General features: G+C 73.5%; 15 protein-coding genes and 1 other RNA gene. 5 read left to right on the forward strand and 11 right to left on the reverse strand.

Annotated elements, in window-relative coordinates; translation table 11 throughout:
- The 5 genes from aroA to J1M38_RS08810 form a co-directional block, all read left to right on the forward strand.
- Window positions 1-1,423: 3-phosphoshikimate 1-carboxyvinyltransferase (gene aroA, locus J1M38_RS08790; RefSeq protein WP_241246566.1), on the forward strand; the 1,423-nt coding region annotated here is incomplete at its 5' end.
- A complete protein-coding gene (gene rsgA / locus J1M38_RS08795; protein ID WP_078026003.1) occupies window positions 1,423-2,523 on the forward strand; it encodes a ribosome small subunit-dependent GTPase A in 1,101 nt (366 codons plus the stop codon). The genes aroA and rsgA, both read left to right, overlap by 1 nt.
- A gap of 29 nt (window positions 2,524-2,552) precedes the next feature.
- On the forward strand, window positions 2,553-3,392 hold the full coding sequence (hisN, locus tag J1M38_RS08800) for a histidinol-phosphatase (RefSeq protein ID WP_206481993.1): 840 nt from the start codon (window positions 2,553-2,555) through the stop codon (window positions 3,390-3,392).
- A gap of 77 nt (window positions 3,393-3,469) precedes the next feature.
- Complete coding sequence (locus tag J1M38_RS08805) at window positions 3,470-3,955, forward strand: CrcB family protein (protein WP_078026001.1); 486 nt, start codon at window positions 3,470-3,472, stop codon at window positions 3,953-3,955.
- Window positions 3,952-4,398 carry a CrcB family protein gene (locus J1M38_RS08810; protein WP_098093204.1) on the forward strand — a complete coding sequence of 149 codons (447 nt, stop codon included), beginning with the start codon at window positions 3,952-3,954 and terminating at the stop codon, window positions 4,396-4,398. Before J1M38_RS08805 ends, J1M38_RS08810 begins: the two co-directional genes overlap by 4 nt.
- Before the next feature lie 80 nt (window positions 4,399-4,478).
- Here the strand turns inward: J1M38_RS08810 and ssrA are convergent.
- The 11 genes from ssrA to J1M38_RS08865 all read right to left on the reverse strand — a co-directional run bounded on the left by ssrA (window position 4,479) and on the right by J1M38_RS08865 (window position 12,980).
- Window positions 4,479-4,850, reverse strand: a transfer-messenger RNA (tmRNA) gene (gene ssrA, locus J1M38_RS08815).
- 135 nt (window positions 4,851-4,985) lie between these two features.
- On the reverse strand, window positions 4,986-5,501 hold the full coding sequence (smpB, locus tag J1M38_RS08820; protein WP_044659238.1) for an SsrA-binding protein SmpB: 516 nt from the start codon (window positions 5,499-5,501) through the stop codon (window positions 4,986-4,988).
- 129 nt (window positions 5,502-5,630) lie between these two features.
- Window positions 5,631-6,296, reverse strand: a complete 666-nt coding sequence (locus J1M38_RS08825) for a CoA transferase subunit B (RefSeq protein ID WP_098093206.1) — start codon at window positions 6,294-6,296, stop codon at window positions 5,631-5,633.
- A complete protein-coding gene (locus J1M38_RS08830; RefSeq protein WP_078025999.1) occupies window positions 6,293-7,102 on the reverse strand; it encodes a CoA transferase subunit A in 810 nt (269 codons plus the stop codon). The genes J1M38_RS08825 and J1M38_RS08830 overlap by 4 nt, the downstream gene beginning before the upstream one ends.
- 31 nt (window positions 7,103-7,133) lie before the next feature.
- Window positions 7,134-8,342, reverse strand: coding sequence for an acetyl-CoA C-acetyltransferase (locus J1M38_RS08835; RefSeq protein ID WP_078025998.1), 1,209 nt, complete (start codon window positions 8,340-8,342; stop codon window positions 7,134-7,136).
- 189 nt (window positions 8,343-8,531) lie between these two features.
- A complete protein-coding gene (locus J1M38_RS08840) occupies window positions 8,532-9,599 on the reverse strand; it encodes a 2,3-butanediol dehydrogenase (protein WP_206481995.1) in 1,068 nt (355 codons plus the stop codon).
- Between the two features lie 217 nt (window positions 9,600-9,816).
- Complete coding sequence (prfB, locus tag J1M38_RS08845) at window positions 9,817-10,938, reverse strand: peptide chain release factor 2 (protein WP_049147200.1); 1,122 nt, start codon at window positions 10,936-10,938, stop codon at window positions 9,817-9,819.
- Window positions 10,939-10,950: 12 nt separating this feature from the next.
- A complete protein-coding gene (locus tag J1M38_RS08850; RefSeq protein ID WP_049147203.1) occupies window positions 10,951-11,685 on the reverse strand; it encodes an alpha/beta fold hydrolase in 735 nt (244 codons plus the stop codon).
- Window positions 11,682-12,140 carry a Tad domain-containing protein gene (locus J1M38_RS08855; RefSeq protein ID WP_036381775.1) on the reverse strand — a complete coding sequence of 153 codons (459 nt, stop codon included), beginning with the start codon at window positions 12,138-12,140 and terminating at the stop codon, window positions 11,682-11,684. Before J1M38_RS08855 ends, J1M38_RS08850 begins: the two co-directional genes overlap by 4 nt.
- The gene (locus J1M38_RS08860; protein WP_020628138.1) at window positions 12,140-12,568 is read right to left on the reverse strand and encodes a hypothetical protein; all 429 of its coding nucleotides are present in this window, start codon (window positions 12,566-12,568) and stop codon (window positions 12,140-12,142) included. The genes J1M38_RS08855 and J1M38_RS08860 overlap by 1 nt, the downstream gene beginning before the upstream one ends.
- A complete protein-coding gene (locus J1M38_RS08865; protein ID WP_225348400.1) occupies window positions 12,552-12,980 on the reverse strand; it encodes a TadE/TadG family type IV pilus assembly protein in 429 nt (142 codons plus the stop codon). The genes J1M38_RS08860 and J1M38_RS08865 overlap by 17 nt, the downstream gene beginning before the upstream one ends.
- Between the last annotated feature and the right edge of the window lie 2 nt (window positions 12,981-12,982).

Genomic DNA, 12,982 nt, shown 5'->3' on the forward strand with positions numbered 1-12,982 from the left:
CCCCACGCGTGCCGCCGCGCACTCCCCCGCCCCCCGTCCCGACGCCGCCGAGACCTGGCCCGCGCCCGTGGCGCGCGGCCCGGTGCGCGGAGAGGTGCGGCTGCCGGGATCGAAGTCGCTGACGAACCGGCATCTCGTGCTCGCCGCGCTCGCCGACGGTCCGTGCGTCCTGCACGGCGTCCTCGAGTCGCGGGACACGGCATTGATGCGCACGGCGCTCACAGCGCTCGGGGCCCGGTTCGAGCCCCTGTCCGACGGCGGACTGCGGGTGCATCCGATGCCGGTCGGCGAGCCGCTGGCCGGGGATGTCGCCGTGGACTGCGGACTGGCGGGGACGGTCATGCGCTTCGTCCCGTTCGTCGCCGCGCTGCGGCCCGGCCGGGTCCGCTTCGACGGCGACGCCGGCGCGCGCCTGCGCCCGATGGCCCCGGTCCTGGACGCGCTGCGCCAGCTCGGGGTGGCCGTCAACGAGGAGGGCGAGCCCGGTCGCCTGCCCTTCACGATGACGACCCGCGCGGACGCGGCCACGGTGGCCCCCGACGGCGACGTGCCGGAGGTCGCGGTCGACGCCTCCGGCTCCTCCCAGTTCCTGTCCGCCGCGCTGCTGGCGGCCGCGGGGATGCCGCGCGGCCTCCGGCTGCGGCACACCGGGCAGACCGTGCCGAGTCCGGAGCACGTCGCGATGACCGTCGGGGTGCTGCGCGCGCTCGAGGTGGACGTCGCCGAGACGGGTCCCGGGGCGTGGACCGTGGCCCCGGGGCGCATCCCGGCACACGAGGCGACCGTCGAGCCGGACCTGTCCAACGCAGGCCCCTTCCTGGCCGCCGCCGTGGCCACGGGCGGCTCCGTGACGGTGCCGGACTGGCCCACCCGCACGACGCAGATCGGCGACCGCTGGCGGCGGATCCTGCCGCAGTTCGGGGCGAGCGTGGCCCTCACGGTCGACCGCACGGACCGCTCCCGCGGCCGCCTCACGGTGACGGGGGTGGTCCAGGACGACGGCGCGCCCCGCATCACCGGCGCCGGTGAGATCGCGGACACGGCCGAGCTCGCCCCCACCGCGGCCGCGCTCGCCCTGCTGGCCTCCGGGCCCACCCGCCTGACGGGGATCGGCCATCTGCGGGGTCATGAGACGGACCGGCTCGCCGCGCTCACCGCCGAGGCCGCCCGCCTGGGGATCACCGTGGACGAGGAAGAGACGTCGCTCGGCTTCCCGGGCACGGACGCGTCGGGGCCGCTGTCCCCCGCCGCCCTCGAGACCTACCACGATCACCGGATGGCGACCTTCGCCGCCGTCGTCGGCCTGCGCGTGCCGGGGACCGGCATCGTGGACGTGGCGACCACCGCGAAGACGATGCCGGACTTCCCCGCACTGTGGACCGCGCTCGTGGCACCCGGCGACGCGGCCGAGGAGGCCCGCTGATGGCCCGGCGCCTCGATCCCTCGGCGTGGGACGAGTCCGATGTCCGGGTGCGCCCGTCCAAGCGCGGCACCCGCCCGCGCACGAAGGAGCGGCCCAAGCACGAGGACGCCGAGGTCGGCATGGTGACCACGGTGGACCGCGGCCGGTACGCCGTGGTGCTGCCCGAGCGCCTGGACGAGCGGATCACGGCGATGCGCGCCCGCGAGCTGCGCCGCACGCCGATCGCCACGGGCGACCGGGTGGCCGTCGTCGGGGACCTCTCCGGGGAGGAGGGCACGCTCGCGCGCATCGTCCGTGTCGAGGAGCGCAGCACGGTCCTGCGCCGGTCGGCGGACGACTCGGACGAGGTCGAGCGGGTGGTGGTGGCCAACGCCGACCTGCTGGTGATCATGGTGGCCGCGGCCAATCCGGAGCCCCGGACCGGCTTCATCGACCGCGCCCTCGTCGCCTGCTACGACGCCGGCATCCACCCGGTGCTCCTCATCACGAAGACCGACCTGCGTGATCCGGACGCGCTGGTGGCGCACTACGAGGCGCTGGACCTGGAGGTGATGACCTCCGGTGCGGCGACCTTCGAGGCCGAGACCGGGGACACCGCCCTGGACGCCTCGCTCGTGGCCCGGGTGGCCGAGCGGCTGATCGGACACACCAGCGCGTTCGTGGGGCCCTCCGGCGTCGGCAAGTCCACGCTCCTGAACGCGCTCACCGGCGCGGAGCGGGCCACCGGTCACGTCAACGCCGTCACCGGCCGGGGCCGGCACACCTCCTCGTCCGCGCTCGCACTGCCGCTGACGGGCGACGACGGCGTCCCCCTGCCGGACACCTGGGTGGTGGACACCCCCGGCATCCGGTCCTTCGGGCTGGGCTGGGTCGAGCCGGACCGCGTGGTGGAGGCCTTCGACGACCTCGCCGGCGGACTGGCGGACTGCCCGCGCGGCTGCACCCACACCGCCGACTCCCCCGGCTGCGGCCTGGACGCATGGGTGGCCGCGGGCCACGCCGGCCCCTCGGGAGCGGCACGCCTGGCCTCGCTGCGGCGTCTGCTCGGCAACCGGCTGGCCCCCTCGGGGGCGGAGGACGCGGCGTCGTCCGAGGACTGAGGCGGCCCGCGCGGTATAGCGTGGGCGGCATGGAGCGACCTGAGAACCCTGCGACCCGCGGCCGCGACCTCACGGAGGACCTGCGGCTGGCCCACATGCTGGCGGACAACGTGGACTCGATCACGATGTCCCGGTTCAAGGCCCAGGACCTCGAGGTCAGCACCAAGCCGGATCTCACCCCTGTCACGGATGCGGACCGCGCCGCCGAGGAGTCCATCCGCTCCACCCTGTCCCGTGCCCGGGCGCGCGACGGCATCGTGGGTGAGGAGTTCGGCGGATCTCTGAGCCGCTCCGGCCGGCAGTGGGTGGTCGACCCCATCGACGGCACCAAGAACTTCGTGCGCGGCGTGCCCGTGTGGGCCACCCTCATCGCGCTGCTGATCGACGGTGAGCCCGTCGTCGGCGTCGTCTCCGCCCCCGCCCTGCACCGGCGCTGGTGGGCCGCGGCCGGCCAGGGCGCCTTCGCGGGCACCTCGCTCACGCGTGCTCAGCGGATCACCGTGTCCGGCGTGGATCGGGTCGAGGACGCGTCGCTGTCCTTCTCCTCGATCGAGGGCTGGCGCGAGCGCGGCTCGATCCGCGCGTTCCTGCAGCTCACCTCGGACGTGTGGCGCGTGCGCGGCTTCGGCGACTTCTGGTCCTACATGCTCGTCGCCGAGGGCGCCGTGGACATCGCGGCCGAGCCCGAGCTCGAGCTGCATGACATGGCCGCTCTGGTGCCGATCGTGCGCGAGGCCGGCGGCCGCTTCACCTCGCTGGACGGCGAGGACGGCCCGTTCGGCGGGCACGCGCTGGCCACGAACGGCCTGCTCCACGACGACGTCCTCGCCCGCCTGCGCGCGGGTGACGAGACCGAGGACAGCGCCTGATGGCCGCGCGGGGGGAGACGACGGCCGACCGGAGGGGCGGGCGCGGGACAGATCGCCGGCCCGGCACTGCGGGTGCGGTGGCCCTCGGCGGTGCCGCGGGCGTGCTGTGCGGTGCGGGGGTGATGAACGCGGTGACCGCGCTGGCCGGGGCGCCCAACTTCCGCGGCACGTTCGGCGCCGCGTTCGGGGCGGTGGATGTGCTCGTCCAGGCCCTGCCGCTGTTCGTGGTGAACGTGCTCGGCTCGTTCCTGCTCGGCCTGCTGTGGGCGGCCTCGCGCCGCCGCGGGCCGGACTGGCGTCCACGCCTGGTGGCCGGGCTGGGAACCGGCTTCCTCGGTGCGTTCACCACCATCTCCAGCGCCGTCGCCCTGGTGCTGTGGCCGGTGCGGCTGGGCGCCGCGGTGTCCGGGGCGGGTGGCGTCCTCGCCGCGGCGGTAGCGGTGCTGCTGGTGCTCGCGCTGATGGCTGCACTCTCGACGGCGGCGGCCATGCTCGGCCTGCGCGCCGGGGGCGCCCCGGGGTCGCGCGTGGTCGGGACGGATCGTTCGGAGGAGGACGCATGAGCGGCGCGGGATACGAGGTCTTCGCTCTCTTCCAGGTGGCCCTCCTGGCCTGCCTCGCGGCGGGCGGGGTGCTCGGCGCCCTGGCGCGCCGGCGCCTGACCGACCGGCTCGGCCCCCGGGGTCTGCTCACCGCCAACACGACGGCGGCCCTGCTCCTCGGCGTCACCGTCGGCCTGGCCGTGCCGGAGCTGGTGTACGCGTCCGGGGGCTGGGGCGACGGGCAGGGGCTCCTGCTCGTCGCGGCGGTGTCGGCCGTGCTGTCCGGGTTCTGCCTCGCCCTGGGGACGTGGTCCACCGTGGCCGCTGAGGCGGCTGACGCCGCGCTCGCCCGTCGATGGGGCGCGGCCGCCCGCCTGTGGACCGCGCATCTGGGTCTGGGGCTGGTGGCCGTCGTCGTCGGCTGGGGCGCCGGACTGGGCCTGCACGCGGTCCTGGCCGGCTGAGGGGCGGGCCGCCGCACACCGGGCGCGGACACGACGAGGGCCCCGGAATCGTGACGATTCCGGGGCCTTCCCGTGGTGGTGAGTGGAGCCGGCGGGAATTGAACCCGCGTCCGATGAGGTGTTGCCGGGTCTTCTCCGGGCACAGTCTGCTGTGGGTGTTGCTCGGTCCTGGCCGTCCCGCAGACGGGCGGCCAACCCGGACCCAGCCGGATTGATGTCGGCGTCACGACCCCCGGCGAGGGTGACGCCCAGTGGCTATCTAGCTGACGCCACGATCCGAGGCGACAGCGACCTCGGGGTGACGGACTCGATCACTGATCAGGCAGCGAGAGCGAAGTCAGTGCGCTTGGATTCGGCACTTATTGGTTTGCAGAGAGCGTTTGACGAGATGACTCTGCATCCTCGGCCCGCTTCTCCCGACGCGACACACACCGTCGAAACCGATCGGCCCCAGGGGGGCGACTCCTCTATGAGGTTGTCAATCACCACTGCAGGCGGAGGGCGCGGAGCCCGCCGGTCCTGAAACCGGGCCTGCGAGAGATACAACGTAGCACGCCCCCCGGGCATTCCCAAGGGGCCTGCCGCGCTCAGGCCACGCCGGCGCGCCGGTTGCGCATCCGCATGGCCCGCTGGGCCTCGCGGTTGTCCTGCTGCTCGCGCAGCTTGTGCCGCTTGTCGTACTCGCGGTTGCCGCGCGCGACGCCGATCTCCACCTTCACGCGCCCGTTCAGGAAGTACAGGGACAGCGGCACGATGGTCAGGCCCGGATCCTGGATCTGGCGGGAGATCTTCGTCAGCTCGGCGCGGTGCAGCAGCAGCTTGCGGCGGCGGCGGGCGGCGTGGTTGGTCCACGAGCCGTTGAGGTACTCCGGGATGTAGACCTGCTCGAGCCACAGCTCGTCCCGGTAGAAGACCGCGAAGCCGTCCACGAGCGAGGCCTTGCCCTCGCGCAGCGACTTCACCTCGGTGCCGGTGAGCACCATGCCGGCCTCGTACGTGTCGAGGATGGTGTAGTCGTGGCGCGCCTTCTTGTTGTTGGCGATCACCTGGCGCTCGCCGGGGGCCGGCTGCTTGGCGGCCTTGCCCTTGCTGTTCTTGCCCATGGCCTCACGTCCTTCCAGCGTCCACGGCGACGGCCGCGCCCCGATCAGGGCGCGGCCGTCCAGTCTATCCCGTGCCGGCCCGATGCCCGCCGAGGCGGTGCGCCGGGGCCGCGGGGCGGCGTCGTCGGCTCAGTCCAGGGGCGCGCCGGTGAGCGCGCGGGCCTGCTCCTCGGTGACGCCGGGCGCGGTCTCCACGAGCGCCAGGCGGGGCTGTTCCGGGGTGCCGACGACGTCGATCACGGCCAGGTCCGTGATGATGCGGTCGACGACGGCGCGGCCGGTCAGCGGCAGGGTGCACTGGTCGACGATCTTGGGGGTGCCGTCCTTGGACACGTGGTCCATCATGACGATCACGCGGCCGGCGCCGTGGACGAGGTCCATCGCACCGCCCATGCCCTTGACCATCTTGCCGGGCACCATCCAGTTGGCCAGGTCGCCCGCGGCGGAGACCTCCATGCCGCCCAGGACGGCGACGTCGATCTTGCCGCCGCGGATCATGCCGAAGCTCAGCGCGGAGTCGAAGAAGGACGCCCCCGGGTTCACGGTGACGGTCTCCTTGCCCGCGTTGATCAGGTCGGGGTCCACGGCCTCCTCCGTGGGGTACGGGCCCGTGCCGAGGATGCCGTTCTCGGACTGCAGCACCACGGACCGCCCGGCGGGGATGTGGTTGGGGATCAGCGTGGGCATGCCGATGCCGAGGTTGACGTAGGCGCCGTCCGGCAGCTCCTGCGCGGCGCGGGCCGCCATCTGGTCGCGGCTCAGGCCCCGGGGGCGCCCGGTGGTCTGCTCGCTCATGCCCGCCCCTCCCCCGATGCGCGCACGGTGCGCTTCTCGATCCGCTTCTCGATGTCCGTGCCGACCTCCACGATCCGGTGCACGAAGACGCCGGGCAGGTGCACGTCGTCCGGGTCGATCTCGCCGGGCTCGACGAGCTCCTCCACCTGGGCGATGCACACACGGCCGGCCATGGCCGCGGGCGGGCCGAACTGGCGGGTGGCCTTGCGGAACACGAGGTTGCCGTGGCGGTCGCCCTTCCAGGCGTGCACAAGGGAGAAGTCGGTGACGATGGAGCGTTCGAGCACATAGGTCTCGGGCTCGTCCGGGGCCTGGCTGAGGTAGCCCTCGCCGAGCACGAACGTGTCCGTGGGCTTGGCCTGCGAGGACTTCACCACGGTGCCGTCCGCGTCGTAGCGCATGGGCAGGCCTCCTTCGGCCACCTGGGTGCCGACGCCGGAGCGGGTGTAGAACGCCGGGATGCCGGCGCCGCCGGCGCGGAGCTTCTCCGCGAGGGTGCCCTGCGGGACGAGCTCCACCTCGAGCTCGCCCTCGAGGTACTGGCGGGCGAACTCCTTGTTCTCCCCCACATAGGAGGAGGTCATCTTCCGCAGCCGGCGCGCGCCGAGCAGGATGCCCAGGCCCCAGCCGTCCACGCCGCAGTTGTTGGAGACGACGGACAGGTCCGTGGCGCCCTGCTCGAGCAGGGCCTCGATGAGCTGCACGGGGTTGCCGGAGAGCCCGAAGCCGCCGACGGCCAGGGACGCGCCGTCCGGCACGTCCGCCACCGCCTCGGCGGGCGTGGCCACGGTCTTGTCGAGAGCCATGTCCGGGGTCCTTTCTGTCAGGGGCGGTCCGTCAGCGGAAGAGGATCAGGGCCTCGCCCTGGCCGCCGCCGCCGCAGAGCGAGACGGCCGCGCGGCCGCCGTCGCGCCGGTCGAGCTCGAGGGCGGCGTGCAGGGCCAGCCGGGCGCCGGAGGCGCCGATCGGGTGGCCCAGGGCGATGGCGCCGCCGTGGATGTTGGTCTTCTCGTGCGGGTAGTCGAGGTCGCGCAGGGACTGCACGGCCACCGCGCCGAACGCCTCGTTGATCTCGATGAAGTCGAGGTCGGCCACGTCCCAGCCCTGCTTCCGCACGGCGGCGTTGATCGCGTCCGAGGGCTGCGAGTGCAGCTGCGAGCTGTCCGGGCCGGCGGTCTGGCCGGGTGCGCCCACCGTGGCGAGGATCGTCAGGCCCTTCTCCTCGGCGAAGGCCCGCGAGGTCACCACGAGGGCGGCGGCGCCGTCGGACAGGGGCGAGGAGTTGCCGGCCGTGATCGTGCCGTCCTTCGCGAACGCCGGACGCAGGGCGCCCAGCGACTCGGCGGTCGTGTCCGGTCGGACCCCTTCGTCCTGGGAGACGACCAGCGGGTCGCCCTTGCGCTGCGGCACCTCCACCGGGGCGATCTCGCCCTCGAAGACGCCCTCGGACTGGGCCCGGGCGGCCCGCTGGTGCGAGGCCGCGGCGACCTCGTCCTGCTCGGCGCGGGCGATGTTCCGCTCGCCGTTGCCGGACTCGGTCAGCTCGCCCATGGCCTCGTGGCTCAGGGAGTCGGTGAGGCCGTCCCACGCGACGGCGTCGAGCATGGTGGCCGGGCCGTACTTGAAGCCCTTGCGCGCGCCGGGCAGCAGGTGCGGGGCGTTGGTCATGGACTCCTGACCGCCGGCCACCACCACGTCCGCCTCGCCGAGGCGGATGAGACGGGCGGCGTCGATCACGGCGGTGAGGCCGGACAGGCACACCTTGTTGATCGTCATGGCCGGGACGTTCCACGGGATGCCCGCGGCGAGCGCGGACTGGCGGGCCGGGTTCTGGCCCGCGCCGGCCTGCACGACCTGGCCCATGTAGACCATGTCCACGTCCTCGGGGGCCACGCCGGCGCGCTCGAGCGCGTGCGTGATCGCGTGGGCGCCCAGGTCCACGGCGCGCAGGTCGGCCTGCTGCGAGAGCAGCCGGGTGAAGGGCGTGCGGGCACCGCCCACGATCACGGCATCGGTGGGCTGAGGCTGGGGCAGCTCGGCGGTCATGCGGTCCTCCTGGGACGTTCAACTCGGTTCATCACGATTCACTCAAATGCAGTCTATGACCCCGGTCACAGGCGCGCCAGGCGACGACGCATCCATGACGGCGCGCCGCGGTGCAGGGACCCGACGGCCCGCACCCGCCGGCTGCGGGCGCGGGCCGTCGTCGGGACGTCCGGGGATCGGGCCGGAGCCTCAGAGGCCCTGGCCGGTGGGCGAGACGAGGATCTTCACGGCCGTCTCGTTGTGGTGGATGAGGGTCTCGAAGCCCTGGTCGACCAGGTCGTCGAGGCCGATCTTGCCGGTGATGAACGGCGCGAGGTCCACGGCGCCGTCCTCGACCATGCGGATGGTGTCCGCGTGGTCGTTCGCGTACGCGATGGTGCCGCGCAGGTCGATCTCCTTCATCACCAGCTTGTGCAGGGCCACGGCGGGCTCGTGGCCCCAGATGGACTCGTTGACGATCACCCCGCCGGGACGCACCGCGTCCAGCAGCATGTCCAGCACCACGTCCACCGAGGTGCACTCGAAGCCCACGTCCGCGCCCTGGCCGTCGTGCAGCTCGCGGATCTTCGCGGGCACGTCCACCTCGCGGGGGTCGAATGCCTCGTCTACCACGCCGGCCTCGAGCACCTTCCGGCGGCGCAGCTCGGAGAGCTCGGAGACGTACACCGTCAGGCCCTTGCCCTTGAGCACGGCCGCGGTGAGCGCGCCGATGGGGCCGGCGCCGCCGATCAGCGCCACGCCCGACGTCGGAGGGCCGGCCCGCACCCACGCGTGGTGGGCCACGGAGAGCGGCTCGATGAGCGCGGCCTGGTCGAGGGGCACGGAGTCGGCCACCGGGTGGACCCAGCGGCGCTGCACCGCGATCTGCTCGGCCAGTCCGCCGCCGTCGCCGCCCAGGCCGATGAAGTTCATGTCCGGCGCGAGGTTGTAGTCCGGTCGGTCCCGGTCCTCCTCGCGCACGATGTACGGCTCCACGACGACCTTCTGGCCGACCTCGAGGTCCGTGACGCCCTCGCCCAGGGCGGCGACGGTGCCGGACATCTCGTGGCCGAGCGTGACGGGGGCGGCGTCGCCGGAGATCGGGTGCGGGTGCCCGGCCGGCGGGATGAAGATCGGGCCCTCGAGGTACTCGTGCAGGTCCGTGCCGCAGATGCCGCACCACGCGACGTCCACGAGGACCTGCCCCGGGCCGGCCGTGGGCGAGTCGATCTCCTCGATGCGGATGTCCTTCTTGCCGTGCCAACGGGCGGCGCGCATGGTCATGCTGGTCGACCTCCTGGGTGGGAATGGAGTCTGGTGCCGGACCGGCGCGCGGGGGCGCCTGCCCGGTGCTTCGAGCATCCCACCGGGCCGGTCTCCCGGGCCAGGCCCGAGGCCCCTGCGGGGGCTTGAACGGCGACGCCGGCCGGCGCCTCGCTGCGGAGGTGCGGGCCGGCGTCGTGGTGGCCTGGGCGGCGGGGCCGCGCCGTGGGGCTCAGTCCTCCTGGGCGGCCTTGACCTGCTCGGCGCGCCAGCGGATCCCGGCGTCCACGAAATCGTCGATGTGGCCGTCGAACACGGAGGAGGGGTTGCCCTCCTCGTGGCCCGTGCGCAGGTCCTTGACCATCTGGTACGGGTTCAGCACGTAGGAGCGCATCTGGTCGCCCCAGGACGCCTTGACGTCGCCGGCCATCTCCTTCTTCTTCGCGTCCTCCTCGGCCTTGCGCAGCAGCAGCAGACGGGACTGGAGCACGCGCAGGGCGGCGGCACGGTTCTGGATCTGCGACTTCTCGTTCTGCATGGACACGACGATGCCGGTGGGCAGGTGCGTCATGCGGACGGCGGAGTCCGTGGTGTTCACGGACTGGCCGCCGGGGCCCGAGGAGCGGAACACGTCCACCTTGATCTCGGACTCGGGGATCTCGATGGAGTCGTCCGACTCGATCAGCGGCACCACCTCGACCGCCGCGAAGGACGTCTGGCGGCGGCCCTGGTTGTCGAAGGGGCTGATGCGCACGAGGCGGTGCGTGCCGGCCTCCACGGAGAGGGTGCCGAACGCGTAGGGCGCGTTGACCTCGAAGGTGACGGACTTCAGGCCGGCCTCCTCCGCGTAGGAGGTGTCCATGACCTTGGTGGACCAGCCACGCTGCTCGGCCCAGCGCAGGTACATGCGCATGAGGGTCTCGGCGAAGTCGGCCGCGTCCACGCCGCCGGCGCCCGCGCGGATGGTCACGACGGCGTCGCGCTGGTCGTACTCGCCGCTGAGCAGCGTGACGACCTCGAGTTCCTCCAGGGCCTTGCGGATGGAGGTCAGCTCCTGGTTCGCGTCGTCGAGGAGGGAGGGCTCGTCCTCCTCCGCGGCGAGCTCGACCATGGTCTCCAGGTCCTCGATGCGGCTCTCCAGGGAGGTGATGCGCTTGAGATCCGTCTGACGGTGGGAGAGCTTGGAGGTGACCTTCTGGGCCTCCTCCGGGTCGTCCCAGAGGTCCGGTGCGGAGGCCTGCTGCTCCAGTTCGGCGATGTCCGCCTTGATGCGGTCGAGGTCCGAGACCTGCTCGATGGAGGCCAGGGTGTGGCGCAGGGAGTCGATCTCCGCGGAGAAGTCAGTGTCAGCCATGATTCGGCCAGCCTACCGCGTGGGGTGGACGCCGGTCGTGTGCCAGCGGCGGATCGCCGCCGCGACGGCCTCGGGCTCCGTGACGTGCGGCCAGTGGCCCGTGCTGACATCGACGACGGTGGCGTGCTGCGTGACCGCGTCCAGGTCCCGTTGGTGGACGTCCCGGGTGCTGCGCACGTACAGCGTCGGGACGGTGATGCCGGCCCAGAGGGCACGGGTGTCCGCGGCGAGGACGGCGGCCCAGAGCTCGCGCATCGGATGGTCCGGCGTGGCGTCCAGGTCGGTCAGGATCCGCTCGCGCCACGGCTCCGGGACGAGGAGGTCCCGCGCGAGCGAGGCGCGGAGCACGCTCCGCCAGTCCGGGCGGGCGGCGAGGCGGGCCTTGGCCGCCCGGGCGGCCAGGGCGGTGTCCGTCACCGGGACGTTCGAGTCGATGACCACGAGGGCGCGGGGCCGCACCAGCCCGTCGGCGACGGCGCGCAGCGCGATGACCCCGCCCGTGCTGTGGCCGATCAGCAGCCCCGGCACGGGGCCGGCCTGCGCCGCCCAGGTGCGGGCGGCGTCGAGGACGGGGTCCGCATCGGTCGCCGGCCGTGCGGCCCGGGGGCGGCCCTGACCGCCGGCGTCCGTGCCCGGGTGGCCGGGCAGGGCGGGCGAGGCGGCGAGGTCGGCCACGGCGCCGAGGGCGTCAGCAAGGGGCTCGAAGTGGGCGGGCCGGCCACCGATGCCGTGGAGGAAGCGGATCACCGGGCCAGGCTAGTGCGACTGCTGCCCGTCGCCTCGAGGGGGACCGACAGGGGCAGTGTCCCCGCGAACGGGCCGGTCATGGCGAACAGATCGGCCCGGGCGTCGAGGGTGACGACGACGGTGGTGCCGTCGTCGGCCACGCGGGCGTTCATCCCGCCGAGCCCGGGCACGGCCTCCTGGGCACCGACGGCCGCGAGGTGTGCGCTGGCGGAGGCGGCGACGTCGTCGTCGGAGAGCACGACGCCCGGGTCCTCCCCCAGCCGGAAGCCGAGCTCCTCTGCCCCGGCGATGGCCGCCGAGTCCGCGAGCGACTGAAGGCGGCGGTGCTGCAACTGCACGGTGGTGACCGCGAGCATGACCAGCATGAGGGCCACGAGCACGGCGCACAGGCCGACGGTGAGGACGGTGGTCTGCCCGTCGTCGTGACCCAGGCGAGCGGTGAGGCGGCGGCGCATCAGAACCTCGGCACCGTCTGCCGGGCGTCGGAACCCACCGTCACGGGGGTCAGCGACCACGCTGCCGGCGTGAGGGGGACGGTCACCGCCACGTCCACCCGCACGGCGACGACCTCCCCCGGTTCGAGCGTGCCACAGCCGCCCTGGTCGCAGCCGACGGTCAGGTCGTACTGGCCGGCGCCCACGCCGTAGTCGGCGAGCGTGAGCTCGACGGTGGCGTGGGCGGCGCCTGCGCTGGGGTGATCGGCCTCGGCGACCACGGCCTTGACGGCCTGGTCAGCGGCAGCGACCGAGGCGAACGCCGCGGCCTGGACCTGGGAGACGTAGATCATCAGGTACACCACGGGGATCAGCAGGACGAGGGTGAGGCCCAGGAATTCGACCGTGGCCGCTCCCCGCTCGTCGCGGACGTCATTGACGGAACGCATGACCGCTCACCTCCACGGGGATCGGGCCCGGCAGGAACCCCAGGCCGGGCAGCGAGCTCGAGACCGTGACGCGCAGGACCGGGACCCCGTCCTGGCTGGTGAGCTCCGCGGCGACGTCGGCCCCGGACTGGCCGGGCACGCCGGAGGAGAGCAGCTCTCGAGCCCGCTGGACGCCGTCCTCGGGACTCCGGTCCGCGAGCGCCCCGTACCGGGCGCCGGCGGAGGCGGCGTCGATCATCACGTTGCGCGTGTGGATCACGACGCCGGCCTGGAGCAGCGCCGCGAAGAGCAGGACGACCAGGGTCATCACCATGGTGGACTCGGCCACCGCGGCGCCCCGGTCGTCCCGCCAGCGGACGCCCATGTGGACGCCACGGGGCACCGGCACGGCGTGGACAGCACCCCGGGGCATGC

The organism is Micrococcus sp. KRD070, from assembly GCF_017168435.1.
Classification (GTDB): domain Bacteria; phylum Actinomycetota; class Actinomycetes; order Actinomycetales; family Micrococcaceae; genus Micrococcus; species Micrococcus luteus.